The organism is Acidobacteriota bacterium (assembly GCA_016196065.1).
GTDB lineage: Bacteria > Acidobacteriota > Terriglobia > Terriglobales > Acidobacteriaceae > Acidiflorens.
The window spans coordinates 1,773,869-1,799,191 of the sequence record JACPYL010000010.1 but is presented as its reverse complement, the minus strand read 5'-3'; the positions used below and the strand labels follow the sequence as shown (position 1 = coordinate 1,799,191).

At 56.7% G+C, this 25,323-nt stretch carries 26 protein-coding genes; 25 read left to right on the top strand and 1 reads right to left on the bottom strand.

From position 1 onward, the window contains the following. Positions 1–198: 198 nt before the first annotated feature. Entirely contained in the window at positions 199–1,068 is an 870-nt protein-coding gene (locus HY010_10950; GenBank protein MBI3476243.1) for a helix-turn-helix transcriptional regulator, read from the bottom strand. A 769-nt stretch (positions 1,069–1,837) separates the two neighbouring features. On the opposite strand from HY010_10950, the gene HY010_10945 reads away from it, so the two are divergent. The 25 genes from HY010_10945 (at position 1,838) to HY010_10825 (ending at position 25,318) form a co-directional block, all read left to right on the top strand. Continuing rightward, entirely contained in the window at positions 1,838–3,220 is a 1,383-nt protein-coding gene (locus HY010_10945; GenBank protein ID MBI3476242.1) for a sigma-54-dependent Fis family transcriptional regulator, read from the top strand. Positions 3,221–3,553: 333 nt separating this feature from the next. Beyond that, entirely contained in the window at positions 3,554–4,357 is an 804-nt protein-coding gene (locus HY010_10940) for a response regulator transcription factor (GenBank protein MBI3476241.1), read from the top strand. Between the two features lie 101 nt (positions 4,358–4,458). Continuing rightward, positions 4,459–5,610, top strand: coding sequence for a sigma-54-dependent Fis family transcriptional regulator (locus tag HY010_10935; protein MBI3476240.1), 1,152 nt, complete (start codon positions 4,459–4,461; stop codon positions 5,608–5,610). A gap of 108 nt (positions 5,611–5,718) precedes the next feature. Further along, entirely contained in the window at positions 5,719–6,969 is a 1,251-nt protein-coding gene (locus HY010_10930; protein MBI3476239.1) for a hypothetical protein, read from the top strand. Continuing rightward, entirely contained in the window at positions 6,962–8,320 is a 1,359-nt protein-coding gene (locus HY010_10925) for a sigma-54-dependent Fis family transcriptional regulator (GenBank protein ID MBI3476238.1), read from the top strand. The genes HY010_10930 and HY010_10925 overlap by 8 nt, the downstream gene beginning before the upstream one ends. Next, positions 8,320–8,658 carry a flagellar biosynthesis protein FlgB gene (locus HY010_10920; protein MBI3476237.1) on the top strand — a complete coding sequence of 113 codons (339 nt, stop codon included), beginning with the start codon at positions 8,320–8,322 and terminating at the stop codon, positions 8,656–8,658. The genes HY010_10925 and HY010_10920 overlap by 1 nt, the downstream gene beginning before the upstream one ends. A 4-nt stretch (positions 8,659–8,662) precedes the next feature. Beyond that, positions 8,663–9,112: a flagellar basal body rod protein FlgC gene (gene flgC / locus HY010_10915; protein MBI3476236.1), complete on the top strand. Its 450-nt coding sequence runs from the start codon at positions 8,663–8,665 to the stop codon at positions 9,110–9,112. 17 nt (positions 9,113–9,129) lie between these two features. Next, positions 9,130–9,432, top strand: a complete 303-nt coding sequence (gene fliE, locus HY010_10910) for a flagellar hook-basal body complex protein FliE (protein ID MBI3476235.1) — start codon at positions 9,130–9,132, stop codon at positions 9,430–9,432. Positions 9,433–9,453: 21 nt separating this feature from the next. Beyond that, the gene (gene fliF / locus HY010_10905) at positions 9,454–11,034 is read left to right on the top strand and encodes a flagellar M-ring protein FliF (protein ID MBI3476234.1); all 1,581 of its coding nucleotides are present in this window, start codon (positions 9,454–9,456) and stop codon (positions 11,032–11,034) included. Then, on the top strand, positions 11,034–12,053 hold the full coding sequence (gene fliG, locus HY010_10900; GenBank protein MBI3476233.1) for a flagellar motor switch protein FliG: 1,020 nt from the start codon (positions 11,034–11,036) through the stop codon (positions 12,051–12,053). The genes fliF and fliG overlap by 1 nt, the downstream gene beginning before the upstream one ends. 26 nt (positions 12,054–12,079) lie before the next feature. Beyond that, positions 12,080–12,703 (top strand): flagellar assembly protein FliH/Type III secretion system HrpE, encoded by a 624-nt coding sequence (locus HY010_10895; protein MBI3476232.1) that lies wholly within the window; start codon positions 12,080–12,082, stop codon positions 12,701–12,703. Continuing rightward, positions 12,700–14,010, top strand: a complete 1,311-nt coding sequence (locus HY010_10890; protein ID MBI3476231.1) for a FliI/YscN family ATPase — start codon at positions 12,700–12,702, stop codon at positions 14,008–14,010. The genes HY010_10895 and HY010_10890 overlap by 4 nt, the downstream gene beginning before the upstream one ends. A gap of 3 nt (positions 14,011–14,013) precedes the next feature. After that, entirely contained in the window at positions 14,014–14,454 is a 441-nt protein-coding gene (locus HY010_10885) for a hypothetical protein (protein MBI3476230.1), read from the top strand. Positions 14,455–14,641: 187 nt separating this feature from the next. After that, positions 14,642–16,378: a hypothetical protein gene (locus tag HY010_10880; protein MBI3476229.1), complete on the top strand. Its 1,737-nt coding sequence runs from the start codon at positions 14,642–14,644 to the stop codon at positions 16,376–16,378. A 16-nt stretch (positions 16,379–16,394) separates the two neighbouring features. Then, positions 16,395–16,631, top strand: a complete 237-nt coding sequence (locus HY010_10875) for a flagellar biosynthesis protein FlgD (GenBank protein ID MBI3476228.1) — start codon at positions 16,395–16,397, stop codon at positions 16,629–16,631. A 36-nt stretch (positions 16,632–16,667) separates the two neighbouring features. Then, the gene (locus HY010_10870) at positions 16,668–17,906 is read left to right on the top strand and encodes a flagellar hook protein FlgE (protein ID MBI3476227.1); all 1,239 of its coding nucleotides are present in this window, start codon (positions 16,668–16,670) and stop codon (positions 17,904–17,906) included. Positions 17,907–18,177: 271 nt separating this feature from the next. Then, on the top strand, positions 18,178–18,642 hold the full coding sequence (locus HY010_10865; protein MBI3476226.1) for a flagellar basal body-associated FliL family protein: 465 nt from the start codon (positions 18,178–18,180) through the stop codon (positions 18,640–18,642). 27 nt (positions 18,643–18,669) lie between these two features. After that, positions 18,670–18,936, top strand: coding sequence for a FliM/FliN family flagellar motor switch protein (locus HY010_10860; GenBank protein ID MBI3476225.1), 267 nt, complete (start codon positions 18,670–18,672; stop codon positions 18,934–18,936). Beyond that, on the top strand, positions 18,933–19,415 hold the full coding sequence (locus tag HY010_10855) for a flagellar biosynthetic protein FliO (GenBank protein ID MBI3476224.1): 483 nt from the start codon (positions 18,933–18,935) through the stop codon (positions 19,413–19,415). The genes HY010_10860 and HY010_10855 overlap by 4 nt, the downstream gene beginning before the upstream one ends. Before the next feature lie 44 nt (positions 19,416–19,459). Beyond that, the gene (gene fliP, locus HY010_10850) at positions 19,460–20,281 is read left to right on the top strand and encodes a flagellar type III secretion system pore protein FliP (GenBank protein ID MBI3476223.1); all 822 of its coding nucleotides are present in this window, start codon (positions 19,460–19,462) and stop codon (positions 20,279–20,281) included. A gap of 4 nt (positions 20,282–20,285) precedes the next feature. Further along, the gene (locus HY010_10845) at positions 20,286–20,552 is read left to right on the top strand and encodes a flagellar biosynthetic protein FliQ (GenBank protein MBI3476222.1); all 267 of its coding nucleotides are present in this window, start codon (positions 20,286–20,288) and stop codon (positions 20,550–20,552) included. A gap of 2 nt (positions 20,553–20,554) precedes the next feature. Next, a complete protein-coding gene (gene fliR, locus HY010_10840; protein MBI3476221.1) occupies positions 20,555–21,322 on the top strand; it encodes a flagellar biosynthetic protein FliR in 768 nt (255 codons plus the stop codon). A gap of 5 nt (positions 21,323–21,327) precedes the next feature. After that, on the top strand, positions 21,328–22,395 hold the full coding sequence (locus HY010_10835) for an EscU/YscU/HrcU family type III secretion system export apparatus switch protein (GenBank protein ID MBI3476220.1): 1,068 nt from the start codon (positions 21,328–21,330) through the stop codon (positions 22,393–22,395). 30 nt (positions 22,396–22,425) lie between these two features. After that, complete coding sequence (flhA, locus tag HY010_10830) at positions 22,426–24,507, top strand: flagellar biosynthesis protein FlhA (GenBank protein ID MBI3476219.1); 2,082 nt, start codon at positions 22,426–22,428, stop codon at positions 24,505–24,507. A 31-nt stretch (positions 24,508–24,538) separates the two neighbouring features. Further along, positions 24,539–25,318, top strand: coding sequence for a FliA/WhiG family RNA polymerase sigma factor (locus HY010_10825; protein ID MBI3476218.1), 780 nt, complete (start codon positions 24,539–24,541; stop codon positions 25,316–25,318). The last annotated feature ends 5 nt before the right edge of the window (positions 25,319–25,323 follow it).

The window sequence follows — 25,323 nt, the reverse complement described above, 5'->3', positions numbered from 1 at the left end:
GGGGTCAGTTGAAGTACGTGGCGGAATTGCGGTCCCGGGACGGGCGGTATCTACACTGGGGATTTGAACGCGTACACGGCGCGGCCGTCGCGCAATCGACCTTCGCCAAGGTTCACAAAGCACTGATGGAAAAGGTGCTGCGGACCAAACTCAGCAGCCTGGACAAGGACTTGCGACAGTCCAGCCAAGGGGCTGGTGTCAGCCCAGAATCCTACGTGTCGTCGCTGAAGGAATCACCGGAGCGTCTGCTACCCGCAGGTTCGCCGTCGTGGGCACGACTCCATCTGCAGTCGATCTTGCAAACCCTCGGGGCTCTAGAAGTTCCGAAGACTGCGGGTCGCCAATCTTCATCGCCACGCCGACTACTTGTCCGATCACTTCCGCTTCTTGCGGATGCTTCAAGACGCGAACCGGGGCTGAAGACAGAGGATGAGGCTGAAGAACCAGAGAATTGAGCCGCAGGGAGCACCAGCAGCAGACAAACCCTTCCCGCGTTTCCACAAAGTAAATCGGACGCTCATATTCGGAACGCCAGGGTCGGCTGACCACGCGCCGTTTGGATTCATCCACTTGAATAAATGAACCGGGCTGCAGCAAAGGGTACATCGTATAGTCTTCGGTCCCCACGAATGCGTAGGTGTATTTTTGAGAGGCGAGGCTGTTCAAGAAGGTAAATGGGACAGGCCCCCACTCCTGCACCATGCGCCGCAAATCGGAAGTCTCCCGCAAGTCGAAACCAGGATCAAAGCGGATTGGAACGTTGCAGTCGGCAGTTTCCTCTTCGAAGCCGCTGATGTGGGAGTTTGCCGGGCGCGAGGAGGACCAGTCGTTCGTAACCGTGCTCAGATCAATCCCGTAGATCAGAAGAAGATCGCGAATCGGCCGGCGGTAAATTGCTGCCAATGAGTAGAAGCGAAAGACGCTGGGAACGACTCCCTTGGTCTCGATATCGGAAAGTCTGCTGGGAGGAATCAGGTATTCTTCACTGCCGTGCAGAGCCGAGATTCTAGCGCTCGCACTCTCGACATCACGCATGGTGAGACCCAGTTGGTCTCGAATTTGACGCAAACCCACTCCCGCAGACAACATAGCTTGCTCCGGCGCATAGGAGTCGCCCTATGGTCTGGATCCAAAAGCAACGAAATGGGGTGGGCTAATATTAAGGCTACGGCTTCGTACTCCAGAAGCTGTTACGCCTACTGGCCAGTCCCTGTATCCCCGTAAAAGAGTACGACTCCAGGTGCAGGATGAAATAAATTTCACCCGTTGCGCTCCCTTATACAAGTTCCTGAAGCACTTTTCAACAGTCATGTTCGCGTTTCGTAACAAAAATCGACGAGCACCCTCGTGTGTTTGCTTTCCGGGCACTCAGCCCTGATCGAGAGTGAGTCCAAGTCTTTGAAAGTGCAGGCTCCTGCCTTCCGGATTTTGTAAACATTTCCTTTCTTAACGCGGTTTTCCGCCGTTATCGAGTAGTTTCGCTTTTTGCTGCCGGATGGGTAACGAGCAGGAACGGAGCCCTCCCCATGATCCTTAATGCCGTTTCAGGAGCCGATACATGACGGTCGCGTTCAGTTTGCTGGTCGTGGCAATTGTTTTTAATGTCGCGGCTGGCCGCCGGGCGTGGCTGTACATCCGGCAGCTTGAATGTGAAGTGTGGAGTTTACGAGGAGGATTAACACAAACAGAACAAGTGCAAAGTTTGGATTGAACCTGCTCGGGTGTTCATTTCGTAACGCTGGACTATAAAGCCGTCGCTTAACTGGCGCTGGTCACGGCTTTCGTGTGGGCACGGAGCAAGCAAGTCGAAATTGGTAGCGCTTGGGCTGCTTCGTCTATGTCCGAACCTAGGGTGTATTGGGTACTCGTGGTTGATCGAGATATTCGCGTCTCGGAAGAAGTGAGCCGCAGTCTTTCTGGCTTGCCGATTGCAGTCCTTCGGGCGACCGATCGAAACGAAGCGCGCGAACTCTACCAACGTTTCCTTCCTCAAATTGTCCTGCTCGACTCAACTCTCGATGATCCTGACACCGGATCAGTCCATGAATTATTTGGCGGTGATTTGGCTGTGGAGATGGTGCTCATGACCGATGCTGCAACCGGTTCGTGGGCGGAAGAAGTAGTCGCACGGGGTGCCAGCAATGTACTGAGCAAGCCCGTGATGGCGATTGAAGTTCGTCAACTCATCGCGGGTTTCATCGATCAGGCGGATACTCGACGCCGTACCTATCAGCTGGATAACGACTTGGTTGAGGCCTACCAGTTTCAAGGAATCGTAGCTCGAAGCCCCTCTATGTTGCAGGTCTTCTCGAAGCTGCGCCGGGTTGCTCCCTATTTCCAGACCTTGCTCGTCACCGGTCCGACGGGGACTGGCAAGGAGCTCATCGCGCAGGCCTTGCACAACTTGAGCCATCGTGCGAAGGCCAGAATGACGGTCTGCAACTGCTCCGCTCTCGTGGAGAGCCTGCTGGAAAGTGAACTGTTTGGTCATGTGAAAGGCTCTTTTACTGGGGCGACGCAGGATAAGGTCGGGGTGTTTGAATACGCGAATCAGGGGACGGTATTCCTTGATGAAATCGGCGAGTTGCCGTTGCCGGCGCAAGCAAAATTGCTGCGCGTTCTCCAGAGCCAGGAGCTACAACGCGTCGGTTCTCCTGTTACGCGTGTCGTTGATGTGCACGTCATTGCTGCCACCAATCGTAATCTGAGAGCCATGGTGGCCGAGGGTAAGTTCCGCAAGGATCTCTTCTACCGGCTCTCCATGATTGAAATCGAGTTGCCCTTGCTTGCGGACCGAAAAGAGGACTTGCCTCTGCTGCAAAGGCACTTCCTGCAGCGTTTTTCGGCCCGCTACGGAAAAGAATTCAAAGGCATCTCTCGACGTGCCCAGATCCTGTTGGCACGATACTCGTGGCCGGGCAACATCCGCGAACTGGAAAGCGTCATTGGAAATGCCTGCATGATGGCCGAAGGCGACATGATTCTTGATGTCGACCTCCCCGAACCGCTGCGCGCCGAAGCAGCCAAGCCGCAATCCGGCGACGATGGATTGCTTTCCTTCGAAGAACTTCAACATCGACACCTTGATCTTGTTCTCAGCCGTGTACAAGGCAACAAAGTTCGAGCCGCAGAAATTCTTGGGATCAGTCGAGCCACGCTCTATGAAATGCTGGCTCGCAGAAGCCATCCCGGATTTTCAAAAAGAGATATCTCCGCTTAATTCCCCGCTCAGAGTGTTGCATTCCGCAGCACCCCGTATTCATCGATTCGTTTTCAAAACACCGATCTATTTTTATTACGTTTTTACGAACTGTTCGGATTCCGTACACATTTCTGGAAATTGTCCAATCCGCAGATGTGATGTCCGTCACTTGTGCGGACTAGAAACGCTGAGTTTAGTTAGAGATAAGTGATCTGGCACATTAGGGCTTTCTAATTGCCTTAGAGAAAAGGGTTAACAAGATGTATTTCAAGCAGCACGCCGGAAGTTTTCGCCAAATGCGGCTAGGACGCGAACGGAAGAAGGCTGCGAACGGAAAGACGAGGCCATTCAATGAACGTGGAGTCAGAAGTTTCAGAGCAGACATCAGTTTCAGATAAGACATCCAGCCGCCCCCGAGAGAGAATCCTGGTAGCCGAAGACGACATCGCATTGGCTCACTGCCTCCAGAAAGGACTCGCTCGCGAGAATCTTCTCATCGATCTCGTCCATGACGGCTTGTCTGCATGGCAAGCCGCTCAAGTTGACCAATACGATCTGTTGATACTGGATTTGAATCTCCCTCTGTTGGACGGTTTGTCCCTGTTGCGGAAGCTTCGCCCCTTGCGCCCGCATCTGCCCGTGCTGGTCCTCACTGGGCTCTCAGGAATCGAAGATCGTGTCCAGGTGCTCGACAGCGGGGCGGATGATTTCCTGAGTAAACCATTCTCGCTCTTTGAATTGGGCGCACGCGTGCGAGCGCTGCTCCGCCGAGTCCGTGGCAATCCCGGCCGTACCATCTGTGTGAGCGATATGTTCATGGATCGCGATCAGCAGCGTGTGGAACGATGCGGCAAGCGCATTCCCCTATCGAGTAAAGAGTTTGCCGTTCTTGAGTGCCTGATGGCCAACGCCGGCAAGCCCGTCACTCGCAGCATGATCATGGAAAGCGCGTGGGGAACTCCCTACGACGGTGCGACCAACCTGGTCGATGTCTACGTCAAGTACGTTCGAGACAAGGTCGATGGTGGAGCCACCGAAAAGCTCATCCATACGGTCCGGGGAATCGGGTACGTCGTTGCCCAGGACCGCAACCCCGTGCTGGCACCTCCCCCACATAGGACCGAGCCTGAAGCCCTTGCTCTTTCCGGAGACTGAGAGTTTGCTGTCCCTGCATTCCCGCAAAGACTCGAAGTATCCGCTGCGATTCGCAGCAGCGGAAATAGAACTGTGGAGGGGGAAAGGTGATCAACGCAAGATTGGCCCAGCGGCCTTATGCTGGGGCACAGATACCAACTGGATTACTCATCGTAAGTCCCAACGCATCTCTGAGGAAGTACCTCACCTCTCAGCTTCAGTCAGGACGCTGGCGTCTCGACGAAGCAGTCAGTGGCGCCGAGGGACTTCAGAAAGCGGAAGCGGGACAAGCTTCCATCGTGCTTCTCGACCATGCTTTGCCGGACTTGCACGCCGAGGAATTCACGGAACTCCTTCGATCCCAGTGTCCGCAGGCCGAAGTGGTATCGTTGCATCCGCAGAGTGGCGAACCGATTTTTCATGACCCGCCGTCCGAGTCGACTCTGGTGCAACTCACTCGAGACCTGGAACGCCCGTCTCCCCTCAAACCGGTTCCCGCAGAGGTCTCGGCTTCTCGTGAGATCGCTCGACCCAACGCACTGCCGGACATGGTTGGCGATACGCCGCCCATGCGCCAACTCTATTCCATGATTCAGTTGGTTGCCCAACGTGACACGACCGTTTTGCTGACCGGTGAGACTGGAACCGGAAAGGATCTGGTCGCGCGCGCATTGCACGAGCTTAGCCTTCGCAGGCTCAAGCCATTTGTGATCATCAACTGCGCTGCCATCCCGGAGGCACTGCTGGAAGCGGAACTGTTCGGCTATGTCAAAGGCGCTTTTACGGGAGCCGTACAGTCGAGGATCGGGCGCATCCATGCGGCCCAGGGAGGGACACTCTTCCTCGACGAAATTGGAGATCTGCCACTGGGCCTGCAATCAAAGCTCTTGCGTTTCCTGGAACAAGGAGAAGTGCAAAGGCTCGGCAGCACCGACACGTTACGCGTGGACGTGAGAGTGGTGGCTGCCACGAATGCCCAATTGAACCGCCTGGTGCAGGAAAAACTGTTCCGCGAAGATTTGTTTTATCGTCTGTCCGTATTTCCAATCTGTCTTCCGCCGCTGCGCGACCGTCGCGCCGATCTCGTACCACTCGCCCAAACATTCCTCAGGATGTATGCACGCCGCGAATTGGCTCTCAGTCAAGAAGCCATGTTTCGATTGCAGGAGCACAACTGGCCGGGCAACGTTCGAGAACTTCGCAATGTGATCGAACGCGCGTGCATTCTCGCCAGCCAGGAATGGTCAATCCGCCCCGAACACATAATTCTCTAACTTTTCACGCGGCATCACGCAGAAACAAGGGATTTCCGCAATCGCACAGTTTGGAACTCCCAATGCACTCTGAGTAGGCAGATGTTGCCTAGTTCTCATTTGAGTCCAATGAACTTTTTGACTGCACGAGACATCGAACCAACTTTGGCGGATGCCTTCTCAACATTTTCCGCCGTCGCTGGACAGCTCGAGTATTCCTATCGCGAACTGCAAAAGGAAAGCCTCCGCCTGCGCCGTGAATTGGAAACACGAAACGCCGCAATCGCCGAAACGCTGAATGAGAATCAAAGCATGCGGATGGCATTGCGTTGCATCCTCGATGCGCTGCCGTGCGGTGTGGCGGTTCTGGGCGCAGCCGGTGAAATTGTCTTCCTGAATGTCGAAGCCCGGCGCCAACTGCGCGCCTGCCGCGCAATCACAAGGGGAAATCAAGAGCAAACCGGCAATCCAGACGACGAGAGCGTGTTGTCGCAAATTACCTCGCAAGCGATTCCCGATGGCGAAGAGAGAGAAGTGCCCATCGCGGCCCCCACAGGAACAATCTGGCTAGCCGTACGTTCGACCACCATGAATTCACCATACCCCGTGAATACGGATGGTAAGAAGGCGGCAATTTCCGGCCGGGTCGTGCTGATCAGCCGTGATATCACCGCCCAAAAGGCGTTACAGAATGACCGCGAAGAAACGGCGCACCTGATCGCTCTAGCGAAGATGTCAGCCGTGCTTGCCCACGAAATTCGAAATCCGCTCGCCAGCATGGAACTGCTTGTCGGCTTACTCTACGGATGCGACGAATTGAAGTCGGAGCATCGCACCTGGGTTGACGGCCTGCGCGCTGGCGTTCGCTCCTTGTCGGCAACCGTCAATAACGTTTTGCGCTATCACTCTCTGGGGACCTCGTCCCTCCTACCCGTCCAGTTCTCGCAGGTGATTCGGGAAGCCGTGCAGTTCGTGCAGCCGCTCGCCAAACAGGCGGAGATCAAGTTGATCTTTGAGGACGAGTTAGGCGACCAGAAAATCCCCGGCAATCCGGGAGAACTCCAGCAAGTCCTATTCAACCTCACGCTGAATGCTTTTCGCCATACGCCGAAGCGTGGAACAGTGAAAGTTAGAGTTGCGAAAGAAGAGACGGCCGCAAGCGAGCGCGTGATCGTGGAAGTTCTAGATACGGGCGAGGGAATTAATCCCCAAGACATCCCTCACCTTTTCGACGCTGGCTTCAGTGCGACAGGACAGAATCCAGGGCTTGGACTCGCCGTTTGCAAGAAGATTGTCGAGTTGCACCGCGGTGCCATCTCCGTAGCAAGTGAACTGGGCGCCGGAAGTACATTTCGACTGGAGTTTCCTCTTCATGACTGAGTTCGCGAACAAGACGGTACTGCTCGTCGACGATGAACCTGCCATGCGGATGGCGCTCGCCGCCAATTTTGAGCGTACCGGATGGACGGTCGAAACTGCCTGCGGAGTGACGGAGGCTCTTCAGAAAGTGCAGGCGAACATTTTTCCGCTCGTCGTCACCGACGTCCGCATGCCTGACGGTAACGGGCTCCAGGTAATGAGAGCTGCCCGCACCGCATCAGCCAATACCGCAGTCATCTTGCTCACAGCGTACGGAACCGTCTCCGAAGCCGTACAAGCCATTCAAGGTGGCGCCTGCGATTACCTCACCAAACCGGTTTCGTTCGACCTGCTGCAGAGCGCAGTCGAACGAGTGATGACCAACGCGAAACGTCCTGTTCAAGTTTCAAACACTCCTTCCAATCGCATCATTGGGAATTCTCCCGCGCTTTTGCATGCACTGCAGCGCGCCGCCAATGCCGCTGCCGCCAACGCAGACGTACTCGTGGAAGCGGAGAGTGGAACGGGCAAAGAACTGTTGGCGCGCTATATCCACGACCAAAGCAGCCGTCGTCAGGGACCATTCGTCGCCGTCAACTGCGCCGCCCTCCCTGAGCATCTGCTTGAGTCCGAGTTGTTCGGTCATGTACGTGGAGCCTTCACCGGCGCCACCGTTACCAAGCCAGGCAAATTCGACCTGGCAGATGGCGGCACGCTGCTGCTCGATGAAATTGGCGAGATGCCACTCGTGCTTCAACCCAAGCTTCTACGAGTTCTTCAGGAAAGAGAATGTGAACGCCTGGGCGATACCAAACCGCGACGGGTTAACGTGCGCGTCATCGCCACCACCAACGCGCCGCTGCTTCGCCTGGTAGAAGAAGGGCGCTTCCGGCTCGATCTGTATTACCGGTTGAACGTGATTCCGCTAACGCTACCGCCTTTGCGGCAGCGTCGCGAGGACATTCCTCAACTGGCGCAGCATTTTGCGGAAGTAGTGGCTGCTCATACGCAACAACCGGTGCGCCGGTTGCTTCCGGAATTCGTTCTGCAACTGCAGCGGCAATCGTGGCCAGGCAATGTCCGAGAGCTCGGCAACTTCATCCGGCGGGTTCTTACACTCACGCGCTCCGAGGAGATTGGAATCGAGCACTTCAGCGCTGAATTCGTCACGAATGTGTCGGAGTTACGGGTGGAACGGAATCCGATGCGTCCCGGTACGGCGATGCGTGAGTTGGAAAGACAGCTTCTCCAATCCACTTTGGAAGCCACCCACGGCAATCGAACCCACGCCGCTGAAATGCTTGGAGTCAGCCTGCGCACGATCCGCAACAAAATTCGCGAATACGGTTTGCCGCCCCGGAGGTTTGCGTGATGAACGCCATCGATTTCCTGGAACGCTATCTCTCGCTGACGTCCCAACGCCACACCACTGTCGTCACCAACATGGCGAACATCGACACGCCGGGTTATCGCACCCGCGACGTCGATTTTCGCTCGGAATTACAGCGAGTCGCTAACGGAACGCAATCAAGCTTGCAGTCCACAGCAAGAGAAGTGCGCGGCCTGATTGAGAGGCCGGATGGAAACAATGTGAATCTTGACCGCGAAGGTATGGCCTTGGCTGAAACGCAAATGCAATACCGGACCGCAGTCCAGTTAATCCGGTCCGAGTTCCACCGGCTGTTAACTGCCATCAATGAGGGGAAGTAACTTTATGAGCGACATGTTTTCGATGTTACAGATCAGCGGCTCCGCGATGTCAGCGGAACGGCAGCGAGCCGAAGTCGTAGCCGCAAACCTGGCCAATGCCAACACCACTCGAACAACCGACGGCGGACCGTATCGCAGGAAAGAAGTGGTTTTCTCCAGCACTGGCGCTTCGCCTTTTCGTTTGGCATTCCAGAGAATCAGCCATTTGCTTGGAGCACCGACCGCAGCCGTTCGCGTCGCGAAAGTGGTCGCTGACCCTGCGTCCCCTTTGATGCGCTATGAACCGGGCCATCCCGACGCCAACCCGCAAGGGTACGTTGCGTATCCGGCAATCAATCCCATACAGGAAATGGTGGACCTGATGGGAGCCGTCCGGGCGTACCAGTTGAATGCTTCGGCGGTGAATGCTTCGAAACAGATGTTCCAGCAGGCCATTGACATCCTGCGCGCCTAGAACACAGGAGATCATCTATGAGCAACACGATTTCGCATCTGCCAAGTTCGTTACCGATTGCGCCCATGCCGGCCTCTACGGGGGTTGGTCCAAGCAAGTCGAGTGGGTTTTCGTCGAGCCTCGCGAACGCCATTGAGCAGGTCGAACAGCTTCACACTGACGCGCAATCCAACGCTGCCGACATGATGCAAAACGGTGGACAAGATCTGCACAACGTGATGATCGCCGTTGAAAAGGCCGACATTTCATTTCAATTGATGATGCAAGTGCGCAACAAAATCGTGAATGCTTATCAGGAGATCTCGCGCCTGCAATTCTAAGGATAAGGCTGCGACCTAATTATGGCGTCCGGGACCGACATGATTGACCAGTTGCGCGGCATGGTGAGCGTACTCACCACTAAACAGAAGCTTTCGCTTGCGGGGGGCGCCGCGGTCACAATTGCCACCATCCTGTTTTTTGTGCACACCCTGTCGAAGCCGGACTTCAAGCCTCTCTACACCAACATGGAACCTGCCGATGCGCAGGCACTCGCCCAGCGTCTACTTGGGAAGCAGATCGTCTACGAAATTACTCCCGACGGAAAATCAATTTCTGTGCTCGCCGACAAGCTCGATTCGGCCCGCCTGGAGCTGGCTTCCGAAGGCATGCCGCATTCTGGACGCCTCGGCTTCGAACTATTCGACAAGATGAACTGGGGCGGCACGGAGTTTGACGACAAAGTGAACTACCAGCGCGCGCTGGAGGGCGAGTTGGAACGAACGATCCAAAAACTGAAGAACGTGGAAAGCGTTCGCGTCCACCTGGTGATGCCCACTGATTCCCTGTTTGTGGATCGTGAGCGTGCCGCGAAAGCCTCTGTGATTCTGAATTTGCGGTATGGACGCATCACTCCCGACATGCAACTCTCCATCGCGCGACTTGCGTCCGGAGCGGTCGACAAGCTTTCGCCCGAAAACGTGACTGTTATCGATGCAAACGACGACCGTCCCACTCGTTTTGCGGAACACGACCCCACCTCCGCAGCCGGTGGCCTGGAGACAGAACTGAGCACGCGAATCCTGGACACTCTCGCGCCCGTCGTAGGACCCGAAGCTGTCCGAGCCAACGTGAACGTCGAATACGATACCAGCAGTTCCGAAGAGAATCAGGAGACATTCGATCCCAAGCAGGTTGTCGCCGTCTCGACGCAGCGTGCCGACGAACAGGTGGGTGGCGCCGGCAACGGCGGTGTCCCAGGAACCTCCAGTAATGTTCCGGGCGCCAGTGCGAATGCAAAAACGCAGGCTGCCTCGCCCGAGAATTTTCAAACTTCGCACACGGAATCCAGTTCTTATGCCGTGAGCAAGGTGACCAAGCACATCCTGCAGCCCGGCGGTCGCATTCGCAGGATCACCGCCGCTGTTGTGGTCGATGACGTTGCCGAAGTCGCCGCAGCAAACGGGAAAAACACCACCACACACCGCAAACGCACTCCCGAAGAATTGAAGCAGATCGAACAACTTGCCAGTGCCGTGATTGGTCTCGATTCAGCTCGCGGTGACAATGTCACGGTGCAGAATCTGTCCTTCCAGAAATTTACTGTCGATCAACCCACCAAGCCGGGGGCCGTGGAACGCGTGCGGGTGACGCTCACCGACTGGTCGACCGCGATTCGCTATGGCGTCGTACTCCTGCTGTTTGCGCTGGCGTATCTCCTCTTGTTGAGGCCAGTAAAGAAGCAGGCGTTGCTGGCGTTCAAAGATATTCAGTCGCGCATGCCTTTGAAATCGGAACTCAGCCGGTCGCAGAGTGAGGCCAGCCTGCTGAGCCCGAGTCAGCAGGCGCTGGCCTTGAAACAGAAAATGGTCGACAAGGTGAAAGCCGATCCTGCAGTCGCCGGACAGATGGTACAAAACCTGTTGCGTGGAGGGGGGCAATAATGGCCGCACAGGCACAGGGTCCCATGACCGGTCCGCGCAAGGCTGCTATTTTTCTCGCGGCCCTGGGGGAAGAAGCGGCGAGTCTTGTCCTACGGCATCTCAGCGAGCGTGAAGTAGAGGCGCTGAGCGGCGAACTTGCTGGACTCGACAGAGTCGAAGCTGAGGTGGCGCACGGTGTGCTCCTCGAAATTGCCGAAGCGGCTGAGAAGATTCCGTCCGTTACCGGCGGAGCCGAGTATGTTCGCCAGATCCTGCGCCGGACTTTCAACGAAGAAGACTGCAAACGATTTCTGGATCGCATCCCTTCTTTGACGCGTCAACAGTCCGCTTCGCTGGATGGGCTGCGTTCGACCGATCCCCACCTTCTGTCTACGGTTCTCCAAGAGGAACATCCGCAGGCGATCGCGCTGATTCTAGCCCAACTTGATTCCACACAAGCTTCTGCAATTCTCGGTAAGTTGCCGCAAGAAGCGGCGTCCGACGTTCTCTCACGTCTCGCGCAGCTGAAGCAGTTCTCTCCCGAGTCAGCGCAAGCGGTGTCAGAAGTCTTGCAGTCCAAACTTCCCAGCCGGGGTGATCGTCCCCGGCAGAACTATTCCGGACTCAAGAGCGCGGCCGATGTCCTGAATAGAATGAACGCGAATCATGCGGCGCCGCTACTGGAAGCGCTGGACAGGGAGCATCCGACCGTCGCGATCGGTATCCGGAACCTGATGTTCACCTTCGAAGACTTGATCTCCGTTCCCGAAGTATCGTTGCGTGAATGGCTGACTGCAATAGAAAAGAAAACTCTCGCCCTCGCGCTTAAAGGCGCTAGCGAAGAAGTTCGCAATTACATCATGAAGGGTATGTCCTCGCGAGCCGCCCAGATGTTGCGAGAGGATATCGAAGCTCTCGGACCGGTGCGCGGAAAAGAGATTGCGAAAGCTCAGGAAGAAGCGATCGCCGTGGCGCGGCAACTCGAGTCCGAAGGGAAACTTGTATTGCGCCCCGATGGCGAGGATGAGTACGTGGTTTGATTATGGCCCAGCGTAGAAGGGAAGCAATGAAGGCGTTCGAATATCAGGACATCCGGCCGTTTACGGGCGAATCGACGTACGGCCCTCCGCCGCTTGCCAACGCGAACAGCGTCTCACAGGATCCGCATGAGCAACTAGCGACACGCCTTCTGCAAGTGCATGACGAAGGTGTTCGCCAGGGTGAGCAGAACGTGAAAGCGGAGTACGCTCAGTCCATGATTCAGGAGCGCGCTCGAATTACGGCGGCTGTGAAGCAATTCGAGGTCACGGTTGCAGACTACTATTCGCGAATCGAAGTTGAAGTCGTCAAACTCTCTCTCGCGATCGCCACCAAGATTCTCCATCGCGAGTCGCAGGTGGACCCGTTGCTCGTGGCTGCCCTGGCGCGCGTCGCTCTCGACAAACTGCACAGAAATACGAGGACCGTTATTCGAGTACGGCCCGAAGAAACTTCCGGGTGGCGACAATATTTCGCGCAAAATACGGATCAGGCCACCATGCCCGAGATTGTTGAGGACGCCACCGTCCAGCCGCAAAGCTGCACGCTGGAGACGGATCTTGGCTCGACGGAACTCGGTGTCGAAACGCAACTGAAAGAAATTGAGAACGGACTCTTTGACCTGCTTGCGCAAAGGCCGCAGCCGAAATGAATCGTCCCTCCCTGTCGCCATATCTGAACTGGGTCAAAGCCTGCTCTGGCATGCGGTGGACGGGCCACGTAACGCAAGTGGTCGGCAATCTGGTGGAATCGGCGGGCCCGTTTTGTTCCGTCGGGGAGACATGTGAAATCGTTACTTCGAATGACCAGCGTATGCCGGGGGAGATCGTTGGCTTTCGTGACTCGACCGTTCTGGCAATGCCGCTCGAACGACCGGCCGGAATTCGCCTGGGAGATCGTATTACTGCGTGGGGCGCTACACCGGCACTGCGTGTTGGTCCTGAATTGCTCGGCCGCGTCATCGACGCTACCGGCGCACCACTCGACTCCGGCGCCGACTATCGCGCAGCTTCCCGCTTGCCGCTCGACGGTTCGGCGCCCTTGCCCCTTGATCGCACTCCAATTCAAGAGCCAATCGGCTGCGGTGTTCGCGCCATCGATGCGTTCCTGACCTGCGGGCGCGGCCAGCGTATCGGTATCTTCGGAGGCAGTGGCGTCGGCAAGAGCACCTTGCTCGGCATGATGGCTCGCGGCACCGGCGCCGATATGACCGTTCTGGCCCTGGTGGGAGAGCGAGGCCGCGAAGTACGCGAATTCCTGGAAGATGCTCTCGGAGAAGAGGGTCGCCGCCGCTCCGTTGTCATCGTCTCGACCTCTGATCAGTCACCGCTCTTGCGGGTGCGCGCAGCCTTAGCCGCCACCACAGTTGCTGAATATTTCTGTCGTAAGGGCAAGAATGTCCTGTTGGTCGTCGACTCGCTGACGCGCTTTGCTATGGCCCAGCGTGAAATCGGATTGGCCGCTGGCGAGCCGCCGACTACGAAAGGCTATACGCCGTCGGTGCTTTCGATGTTGTCCCGGCTGGTCGAGCGCACCGGGAACTTCGCAACCGGAAGCATCACCGCGTTTTATACCGTGCTGATGGAAGGAGACGATCAGCAAGATCCGCTGGTCGATACCGTTCGCTCGCTGCTCGACGGACATATTGTTCTTGATCGCAACCTGAGTTCTCGCGGGCAATTTCCTTCCATTTCCGTGCTCGACAGCTTGAGCCGCTTGATGCCGAAGGTTTGCCGTCCCGAACACATTGAGAAAGTGCGCGGGCTGCGGACTCTGCTGGCGGCCTATGCGCGGTCGGAAGATCTGATCCGCATCGGCGCTTACAGTGCCGGCAGCGATCCCCTACTTGACCAGGCCATCGCAGCGCTTCCGCAGATCAATTCTTTCCTCATCCAAAGCGTAAGTGAACATGCTCCCTTGTCGGAGACCATGGAGAAGTTCATGGCGTTGCCCTCTTAAGGTATGCCGTTCCGATTTTCATTGGCGGCTGTACTGCGTATCCGCGAAAGCCTCGAGCATAAGGAACAACTCGCCCTCGAACAGTGCTATCGACAGCTGTTCTCTCTCCAACAGCACTTATCGAAGCAGGACGAGCACATCAGCCGGATTCGCGCGGGGTATGAAGAGTTAGTGATGCGTGGATCCAAGGCTGCCGACCTCCAGGAACTTCTCGAACAGAGATTTCAGGCAGAACGTCAGCGCGAAGCGATCCTGCAGCAATTGACCGAAGCACAAGAGAAACTCCGTCAGCAGATTGATCGTTACCGAAGCGCACGACAGCAACGCGAGACCGTTGGCCAGGTGCGGTCCAGCCGGTTTGAGGAATACCAGAAGCGCGAGTCTCTCGCGGAGCAAAAAGGCCGGGACGACCTGTTCCTGCTACGCCGGCAACGCCGCAAGTAGGCAAGGCTTGCCCACCGGCAACTAGGCACACGTTGCCTATCCAGGCGAAATAAATCGACAACTTCGATCTTGCTATCGGCACAATCCCAACAAGTCTTTAGTTTTCAGTCCATAAATTTTCAAAATGAATCGAAACCCACAATGAAAACTGTGGCGGCCCGTTTGCATTACACGAAGGGTCGGACCTATGGACCTGAATCTCATCAACGTGCTACCGCAGAGCAAGGCATCCTCGCCTTCGCCTTCGACCCACGTTTCCGCAAACAACGCGAAGCAGGCGTTCGCCGATGTGCTATCGGCGCAGCCTCACCCTAAGGCCCCACACGATTCGGCTGCTGAAAACAATGCTTCTGCGCAGAAGCTTTCCGAGAAGAAACAAGATCCAAAGAAAGACAAAGGCACAAAGCAAGCAACCCCAGATTCAGAACGTTCCGAACCCGCCACTAGCGTGGTACCCGCCATTCTGCCAGCGGCTCGGGTCGTTGCGAACGAACTGCTGGGCCTATCGTTCTTCCCTGTGGCGACGGGCACCGAGCCCGCAACTTCCACAGGGTCTCAGAAATCGGGTGATTCGGAGGCTAAGGATTCCGCCTCTGAATTGACGAAAGTCCCAGGAACGCCGGATACAGTGAAATCTCGGGTCGCCATTTCTCCGCAAGCTTCTACGGGAACTCCCTCGCTAGTTGGCGCAGTCGCCCAAGATCGCTCGACCGGGGACGCGTCACCTTCGAGCCTTCATCGCAACGCGTTGGACGGCCAGGATGCTGATGCCTCGCTACAGAGCGAAAGTGAAGTAGCTCGTGGCAATGAGACGCCGAAATCAGATGTCTCGGCGACCGACCGGACGCAAGCATTCGCCGTCCTGATCGGTCCTTCCGACAGCGCGGCTGCAACTCGACCAGATTCACACCTGGCCAATGGCGCGAAGACCGAAGTAGTGTCTGACTCCAAGTCCGTGGCTGGTAAGGGCGACGACGTTCCGACTACAAATACGAGCGCAGCGGCATCGGCCTCAACGGAACCGACTATGAGTGCATTAGTCGCAGCCGCTGAAAAAGTTGGCGCCATCGTTTCCACCGGGCAGACGAACAATTCCAAGCCCGGCGCGCGCCAAATAAGCGCCGCCACCAAGACACTTGTCTCGCAAACAAAATCTGAGACTACTAAGTCTTCCAAGCCTTCCGGTATGGGTGCTACTGTTTCGGTCGGACCGACGATATTCCCGCATTCGTCCAGCAAGCAAGAAACCACGGGTGCCACGATCGCTTCGCAAGACGCTTCCTCCACCATCAAGCCCGCAACCGCGGATGCGACTCCGAAAGACGCAGTTCCATCGGGTGCAACAAGCGCCAAGGACGGAGCAGTATCTGTGGCAGCAACGCCGCACAGCCCGAACGCTCAATCGCGAGATGGAATTGCGTCCGGGCCAGCCGCTACCGCCACGCCCGCCACCCCACCGCACCGCGATGCGAGCAGCCTCTCGCTCGGGCGAGAAAACTCCCTGATGGGAGCGGAAATCAGCGGCCTGTCAAAGACGAGTCTGATCGAGCATTTCCGTCAATCCGAAATGCGCTTCGGTATGCAATCGGGAGAGTTTGGGCGCATTGAAGTTCGCACTCTGCTCGACCATCACGAAGTCACCGCCAGGATCTCGGTAGAACGCGGCGATTTGAGCCGAGCTCTCGAGTCGGAGTTGCCCGGCCTTCAGAAGAGACTTACCGATCTCGATGTTCCATCAGCCAAGATCACGTTGCACGAACAGTCGTCCTCGATGTCCATGACAGGAGAACAAGGCCGACGGCCGCGGGCGCAGGATTGGCAATCCAACCAGCCAGCACCGTCATTGCAACTCGAACCAGCACTCGCCTCAACGGATTTGATCGAGACTTCGATCGCAACGGAAGGACTCAGTATTCGCATTTAGTTCCAAGGAGAAACTTATGATGATCCAACCCATGACGCAGGCAGCGGCCAGCAGCACACCGGCATCATCGAGCAGCCCGGTCAGCGCGAAAGACACTTCCGCGAACTATCTTCAGCTTTTGATTGCCGAATTGCAGGCGCAGGATCCGACTTCGCCGCTTGATCCCAACCAGATGACTGCGCAGATCGTGTCGCTCAACCAACTTGATCAGCTCATTCAGATTCGTTCGTTGTTGCAGGGCGTCGCAAAGTAACTAGCCAGACCACGACATCACTCAGGAGACATTCACATGCCGTTATTTTCGATTCCACTATCCGGACTGGACGCCGCCAGCAACGCGTTGTCCGTCATCTCCAATAACCTCGCCAATCTGAATACCATTGGCTTCAAAGGACAGCAGACTTCGTTCCAGGATCTCTTCTATCAAACCATCGGCAACAATGGTTCGGGTCCGATCCAGGTTGGAGCCGGTGCCGCAGTTTCGACAACCAGCGGGCTATTTACCAATGGCGCTCTTGCGCAGACCGGTGTCGGCACGGACGTCGCCATTGCCGGCAACGGTTTCTTCGCTGTCCAGGATGTCAATGGCGGGATGAACTTCACGCGCGATGGGCACTTCGGCGTCGATGCCAAGGGTCAACTGATCACTGACAATGGGGACTTCGTCCTGGGCTATCCCGCGGTGAACGGTGTCATTCCAACTGGGCAGACGCTGGCGCCGATAGCACTCTCCCAGGCGCAGGTAAGCCCTCCGAATGCCACCACCAACATGCAACTCTCCACAAACCTTGACGCGTCCGCCGCGAACGGCACCACGTTCTCGACTCCGATGACCGTCTACGATTCGCTTGGCGTATCGCATGTCCTCACGGTAAATTTCACGAAGACCGCGGCCAACAACTGGTCCTACGACATCACCATCCCCGCCACCGATGTGGGACAGACGGGTAATCCGGTTTCTGTCGCCACCGGCGCGATTGCCTTCGACAGCAGCGGAGTCTTGACCACGCCTGGGGCTAACATCTCCGGCATCACAGTCAACAACCTGGCGAGCGGCGCAGCGCCATTGAGTGTTACCTGGGATCTTTACGATGCCCAGAACAGCCCGAAGATTTCGCAGTTTGCAACACCCAGTGCGACGTCAGGAACCTTCCAGGATGGCTATGGAGCCGGCAACCTGCTGGGATTCAACGTCAATCGCGACGGCGTGATCGAAGGCACTTTCAGCAATGGCAAAACTTCTGCCCTGGCTCAAATCGCGCTCGCGACCTTCGCCAACGTGCAGGGACTGGAGCGCCAGGGTGGCAATCGCTTTGCCGCCACGTTGCCTTCCGGTTCTCCCACGATCGGCGCTCCGGATTCCGGTGGACGAGGTACTCTCACCGGTGGTGCGCTCGAACAGTCCAACGTCGACATCGCGAAGGAGTTCTCAAAGCTGATCATTACGCAGCGCGGGTTCCAGGCCAGCGCACGCGTCGTGACCACCTTCGACGAAATTACGCAGGACACCATCAACCTGAAACGGTAGGCGGCGCGCGTCGTTTGGTTAGCTCTCGATGAGAGGCGATTCCGGCAAGATCGAAGCATCGATCGACGGAATCGCCTCCCCTCTGTCTTTGCTCTAATTGAGCGCATCTGCCATACCGTGATCGAATCACGGCGCTGGCACCCGCCGCGCCCTAAGTCGTTGTAGGCATGACCCCTTCCAGCAGTTCCACGCTATTTCGTCCGCACAGCGTTCCAGCCCTATTCTCGGCAGCGAAGTTGCACTTCTTGAGCTGACAACCTGATCGACGTTTATGAGTACTCCTGAAAGCAAGAATGGCAAGTCGAGTAAGACGACGGTGATTCTCGCCGTATTGGTCACATTGGGGTTGAATGCCGCCGTCTATTTTTTCTGGCTGCGGCATACCTCGGCGGAGGCCGCGCCCGGCCATTCGTCATCGGCTCCGGTGGCGGCCGTATTACACCTCGAGACCTTCACTCTCAATATCGACGATCCCGACCAGCGCACTTATCTGCGAGTGGGGATCGACCTGGGTCTTGATCGCGACCTCAAGGATTCGAAGAGCAATGTGGTATCGCCTACCGCGATTTTGAGGGACGCCATCCTGAACGTCCTCATGGCAGCGAAGCCTCAGGATGTAACCACAGTGGAAGGGAAGCGGAAGTTGAAAGAACAGATTCTGGCCGCTCTGAAGGAGCGATTGCCCGAGCTCGGAGTACGCGAAGTGTACTTCACGGAATTCCTGGTACAGCGCTGAAGTATCGAACGACGGAGCGAAGTCGCAATGGCTGAAGTGATCGAGCAACCAACGGTGACGGTCAATAACCCGCTGAAAAAGCTGGGATGGATACCCTTAACCGTTTGTTTAGAAACTGTCCTGGAACGTTTTTCAGTGCAGGAGTTACTGCATCTGGCACCGGGCTCGATTGTGCAGGGGACCATTCCCGCCGGTGCTCAAATACCGGTCCTGGTGAACGGAAAACTAATGGCCTGGGCCAAGCTTGACGTCGTCGGCGATCACCTGGCCGCAAGAATTACGGAGCTCCTATGATTATCGATGTTCCCGAAGTTGGCGTGACCGAAGTTGAAAGCACAGAACCTGCGCGGCAGCCTGCTCTCCGGAATCGCCGGACCAGCCGCGCAAAAGATATTGGGAAGCAACGCGGACGCCGTACGACCGCCCTGCGTACTCGAACCGCTTCGTCTACATCGCGCACGCCCAACCCGCTCTCGCCGAGTCCAACTTCCGAAGGCAAGCTCGAGCTGCCCTCAAATTCTTCCCAGCGCGGCATCTGGAATGTCCTTCTGCGCTACTTCAGGAACATGCGCGCTCCGCAAAAGCGCATGCGCGTTTGTGAGAGCGTCTCACTGGGCGATAAGCGATTTCTTGCCATTGTCAGAGTCGATTGCGAGAGCTTCCTTCTGGGAGGCTCGACCGGCAGCGTCTCTATGCTCGCAAAACTTAACGACCAGGGATCGTTTTCTGCAGTGCTGCAAAACAAATCTGTCGATGCCGGCTTGCTCCGATGAAGTTTCCTCGCCTCACAAGCTTGCTGGCAGGGATCATGCTCCTCATGATCCCAGCGGTCTCGACCGCCGCTGAGATTGAGCCGGCGCTTGCATCTACTCCAGCTACTCTCCCGGCATCAGTAGACCCAACTCCCGCAACACCCGGGACTCCGCAATCGTCAAAGGATGATTCGCCCCCTCCCGTGCTGCCCACGAAGGACTCCAAAGAACAGAACGGTGAAATTCGAATCATCGGAGTCGGAAACAATTCGGCGCTGAACATTGCCGTCCTGCTGACCTTTCTGACGCTCATTCCGTCGATCCTGCTGTGTATTACCCCGTTTGCGCGGCTGTTGGTCGTCTTCCATTTCCTGCGCCAGGCTCTTGGGCTGCAAACCACGCCTTCCAACCAGACGCTCATCGGACTGGCGTTGATCCTCACCTTCTTTGTCATGCAACCGGTGGGCACCGTGATCGTCCACAACGCAGTGGAACCGTATCAGCAGGGCCGGATTACCGCCATGCATGCCTTCACGCGAGCCGCGCAACCGGTCGAGGACTTCATGCTGCACTTCGTGCGTGAAAAAGATCTGGCACTCTTCATCGATTTGGCAAAGGAACCTCGTCCGCGCGATCCGAAGGATATTTCTCTGCGCGTGGTCGTTCCCGCTTACATCATTTCTGAACTACGGACTGGATTCCAGATTGGCGCCGTCCTCTTTCTTCCATTCCTGATTATTGACATGGTCGTTGCCTCCATCACGACCTCGATCGGAATGTTTCAACTCCCCCCGGTCGTGATTTCCACGCCGGTGAAATTGCTGTTGTTCGTCATGGTGGACGGCTGGAATCTAGTTATCGGGTCGCTCATGAAGGCCTTCGGATAAAACTATGCCTGTTGAACAAGTGGTCCAACTCGGGCAACGCACGCTGCTTGAAGTCTTCCGTTTGGGTGGACCAATCCTGGGCGTAGCTCTTGTAGTCAGCCTTCTCATCAATATTGCGCAGGTGTTGACTTCCTTGCAGGACTCGACCATTTCCACGGTTCCTCGCCTGCTCGCGTCCGCCGCCGCTGCTTTCGTCATGATGCCGTGGATGTGGCGCCAGATGGCTCATTTCACGATCGACCTTTTCTCAACCCTGGGGAGCTACCGCTAAGCATGGACATTCCACTGGCCAAATTCCTCGGCGCATTGCTGGTCATAGGCTCCCGCATTTCGGGACTGATGATCTTCGTGCCGTTCTTTGGCCACGCTGCAATTCCGGTCCGGATGAAAGCTGTCCTCATGATCGCGATCACGGCGGTTCTGTATCCCGCGCTCTCCGGAAGATTGCAGACCCCGCCAGTCGAGCGGTGGCTTTGGGTACTGGGATGTGAAGTTCTGGTCGGAGTCGGAATGGGTATCACCACCAACCTGCTGTTCGAAGGGGTTCAGGTCGCGGGTCACGTTATGAGCGTGCAGATGGGCTACTCGCTGGTCAATATTCTCGATCCGCAAACCCAGGTCGAAACCACAGTGGTATCGCTGTTCACGGAATTAATGGCCCTGCTGACGTTCCTTGCGCTCGATGTTCATCACTGGATCTTGCGTCTGCTGGCGCAGAGTTTCGAGAGCGTTCCTCCCGGTCTCGCAACCTTCGGCCCTGGATTCTTTGTGGCCATCTTGCGCTGCGGAGGAAGCATTCTCGGACTCGGCGTACAGATCGCCGCCCCGGTTCTCGCGGCCACGATTGTCGCGGACCTCCTGCTGGGACTGTTGAGCAAAGCTGCTCCGCAGATGCCAGTTCTATTTCTCGGACCAGCGGTGAAAGCCATGCTCTCTGTTTTGTTGCTGGCAGGAGCGCTTCCTTACTGGCCGACCCTGTTTTCCAAAGTCATGCAGCAATCGCTCTCTCTGACCGAACGTGTGTTGGTGTTAGCCAGGTAAATGTAATGTCCGAGCACAAGACAGAAAAACCGACACCGCGTCGACGCCAAAAGGCCCGTGAACAGGGCCAGGTCGTCCGCACGCGCGAACTCCCCAGCGTGCTCGCGGCGGCGGCGGCATTCGGTATCTTTGCATGGCAAGCATCCCACGCCGTCGAAGCGTGGCGCGGATTCTTGCGGTCGAGCCTCGAGTTCTCCTTGCAATCCACACTGCAGCCGGCCAGTGCGGTGTTTCTTTGGACCAGTGTTGAGCTCCTGCGCTGGGCCGTGCCCGCAATGGTGGGAGCATTTACGATTGCTCTTGCCAGCAGTCTCGCGCAAGGTGGATTTACCTTTGCAACCGACCCGCTGACTCCGAATCTCAAGCGAATCAATCCTGTCGCTAAACTCCAGCAACTCTTCTCGCTTTCCGGTCTGAGCGGACTGCTGAAATCCTTGCTCCCTTTTTCTGCGATGGCGTATTGCGGGGCACGCGTGATCATGCGCGAATGGCCCGCGATCATCAGTGCATCCAACGTGGATCTGTTCTCTTTCCTGCGGTTGACCTTCGCCCTGCTGTTTGAAGTTACGTGGAAGTCGTTGCTCATCCTGCTGGTCTGGGCTGCGATCGACTATCTACTCGTCTGGCGCAAACACGAAAGCGATCTCCGCATGAGCAAAGACGATCTGCGCCAGGAATACAAAGAGACAGAAGGAAATCCGGCAGTTAAATCCCGGATACGCCAACTGCAACGCCGCATTCGACGCGCCCAGATGTTGCGCGATGCGCAAACCGCAACCGTGGTAATCGCCAATCCAACGCACTTTGCCATTGCGGTCCGCTACGAGTTGGATATGCCAGCGCCTATGGTCGTCGCCAAGGCGCGCGATCTTTTGGCTTTGCAAATCAAAGAGGTGGCGCGCTGGCATGGAATTCCAATTGTTGAAAATCCCCCGCTTGCACAGTTGATGTATCGAGTCGTGCCGGTGGGCCGCGAGATTCCCGCCAAGCTGTATACGGCTGTGGCTGAAATCCTGGCGGTTATTTTCCGTGCGCAGGCCAAGGTACGGCAGGACGCAAAACGAACGAAATAGACGAACGAAAGAAACGAAGGAACGGAAGCAATGGCGAAGGCCGCAAAACTCGACCTGTTAACCGAGATCAAGAAAGGTGGCGCAGACTGGGCGCTTCCCGCAATGACGGTAGGCATGGTGTTCGTCATGCTGGTGCCGCTCCCCAGTTTTGCTCTCGACCTGCTATTCACCCTCAGCATCACGGTCTCGGTACTGGTGCTGCTGGCGGCCGTGCAGATCCTAAAGCCGGCGCAATTCTCCGTTTTCCCCAGTCTCCTGCTGCTCCTGACCTTGTTTCGCCTTTCTCTTGACCTTGCGTCCAGTCGCCGAATTCTGCTCAACGGCAGCCAGGGCTCCGAGGCAGCCGGCAAAGTCATTGAGGCTTTTGGACAGTTCGTCGTCGGCGGCAATTACGTTGTCGGATTTGTGTTGTTCCTCGCCTTGATCGCAATTCAGTACCTCGTCGTGAGTCACGGCGCAGTGCGAACGGCGGAAGTCACCGCCCGCTTTACGTTGGATGCAATGCCCGGCAAGCAGATGGCGATCGACGCCGACCTGAATGCCGGCCTGATCGACGAGCACCAGGCTCGCGAGCGTCGCGAGAAAATTGCGCGAGAAGCTGAGTTCTACGGTGCCATGGACGGCGCTGCGCGCTTTAACCAGCGCGATTCCATGGCCACGATTCTGATCACAGCCATCAATATTATCGCCGGCTTCTTGATCGGTGTATTCCAGCAGGGCCTGGCTTTCCAGGAAGCGCTCAAGACCTACACCATTCTCACCGTTGGCAACGGCCTGGTCAGCATCATTCCTTCGCTGCTGGTTTCAGTAGCGGGCGCGATGGTATTGACGCGCGCTTCGTCCGATGCCAGCCTCGCCACTGACGTCCGGCAACAGGTGTTTGGCAAGAAACGACCATTGTGGCTGGCCGCGGGTGCTATGTTGCTGCTCGCACTCGTGCCCGGCATGCCAAAACTGTCATTCGTGCTGGCTGCCCTGGTCCTGGTCGCGGTTGCCCGCCGCATCAAAGAAAAAATCGACGACCCCAAGGCGCTGGCAACAACTACAGCGAAGGCGGGCGCACCGGCAACTGCAGCGCCAGAGATCGCCAATTCAACCTTCAAGCTCGACGACCTGGCGCTCGAGGTTGGCTTCGGCTTGGTCCCACTCGCCGACGAAAAGCAGAGCGGCCAACTGTTACCCAAGATTCGTGCGCTCCGTAAACACTTAGCCCGCCAGATTGGATTTCTCGTACCGCCCATTCACATCACGGACAATCTCTCTCTTCGCGAGAACGAATATGTCGTGTATCTGCGCGGTGTAGAAATCTCACGATGGGAACTTCGCCGCGACTCACTGCTGGCTCTCAGTTCGCAGGATGGTCCACTCCTGATCCCTGGGCAGGATACCCACGAGCCCGCGTTCAATGCCCCCGCCCGTTGGATATCCAAAGATCTGGAGGCAAAAGCGATTTCACTTGGTTATACCGTCGTCGACCCCACCACGACGATGAGCACCCACCTGAGTGAAATTGTCCGCCAGAACGCCTACGAACTCCTGACTCGACAGGAGACCAAACGTCTGATCGACCTGCTGAATGAGAGCCATCCCAAGTTGATCGAGGAACTTGTTCCCAAGTTGATGACCCTGGGCGAGGTACAGAAGGTTCTGCAGCAGTTGTTGCGTGAACGCGTGTCGATTCGCGATTTGGGGACAATTCTTGAAGCGTTGGTTGAAACTGCAGCGATCAACAAGAATCCAGTCGTTCTGGTAGAGGCAGCCCGCCACGCGCTGGGACGAGCGCTCGTCCGCCCACTCCTCGATCCCCGTGGAGAACTCAAGGTCGTGACCCTGGCCGCTGCGATTGAAGACGAATGTACGCGCGCAGCCAACGGTACTGCCTATGCCGCCGGTAGCGGACCGCATCCGTCACTGGTGCGGCGAATTCTGGAAGGGCTGCAGCATTTGCTTGGAGACCAAGTGACCCAGGCTCCTCCGGTCTTGCTCTGTTCCTCTCCCGGACGCTTCTACCTGCGGAGAATTCTCGAGCCATTTTTGCCGAAGATCGTCGTTCTTTCTCCGACCGAAATTCCTGCGACCACTCCAGTGCATGCCATGGGAGTTGTCCAATGACCACAAATAGTCTCACGCCAGCGAGGACATCATGACACCCGCGGAACAGACGTACGCTCAAAACTCACAGACTCTGGAAGAGCGTGATCAGCTCGTCCTTGGCCAACTGCAGGAGGTGCAATTCATCGCCCGCCGCATCCACGAACGTTTGCCGCAGTCGGTCCCGTTCGAGGATCTCGTCCATGCAGGTGTCCTCGGTCTCCTCGGCGCGGCGCGTAAGTTCGATCCGAGCAAGAACGTTCAGTTCAAGTCCTATGCCCAGTTTCGGATTCGCGGGGCAATCATTGACAGCCTTCGCAGCCTCGATCATGCTTCGCGTCGCACTCGAACACGCGGCCGTAAGCTCGACGAAGCCACCACGCACCTTTCGCTGCGCCTGGGCCGTCAGCCCACCGAAGAAGAAATCGCTGGAGAACTAGGTGTAACGCTGGTCGCGCTTCACAAGCTCACCAGGACTCTCGATAGCCTGGAAACCGTTGGCCAGCAAGTCTCGCAGGGAGTGGATCGTACCGAAACCCATGACCTGATTGAGTCGGCGCCGGCAGCCCCCGAGGACAGCCCCTTTGCCCGCTATGTACGCGCGGAGATGCAGCAGCACCTTGCCCAGGCAATTCGCGAATTAACCGAAAGAGAACAGCAGGTTATTTCGCTGTACTACGTCGAGCAACTCACCATGCAGGAAATCGCCACGATCCTCGATGTTCGGGAATCGCGCATTTCACAAATTCATTGTGCTGCCCTGACCAAGCTGCGCACATTTCTCGAAGACAAGGAAATCGAGGGCTTCCGATCGTTTGTAGCCGGAGCCTAGGAAGT